The organism is Pseudoalteromonas sp. MER144-MNA-CIBAN-0113, assembly GCF_040308965.1.
In the GTDB taxonomy this organism is placed as follows: Bacteria; Pseudomonadota; Gammaproteobacteria; order Enterobacterales; family Alteromonadaceae; genus Pseudoalteromonas; species Pseudoalteromonas tetraodonis.
Genome location: NZ_JBEOOG010000395.1, coordinates 1 through 265, shown reverse-complemented (window position 1 = coordinate 265; position 265 = coordinate 1). Strand labels below are relative to the sequence as shown.

Annotated in this window: 1 protein-coding gene; it reads right to left on the bottom strand. The window is 41.1% G+C overall.

Annotation, left to right across the window (positions count from 1 at the left end; translation table 11 throughout):
• On the bottom strand, positions 1-265 hold a 265-nt coding region (locus AAEY57_RS20205), incomplete at both ends, for a hypothetical protein (RefSeq protein WP_350608686.1).

Here is a 265-nt window from a genome sequence, read left to right as displayed (position 1 = left end):
CTTCCAGGTCATTAACATGGTTAATTGAAAGTTTAACGTCGAACACAGGGGAGTCTGCTCGGAATATTTGCGGCAACATCTTTTGTGCTAAACTGCCTGCTAATTCCCAACCGTCTTTAACTTCAGAACCATCACCTAATGGATCACCTTCTTCAACTAATTCAACACAATCACCCAAAGTAATTGGTGTGTTTTCGTCGTACATTAACAAGTCACTTTGTTCTAAAAAGCGAGCAAACAGCATACGGTGCCAATGTTCGTATGC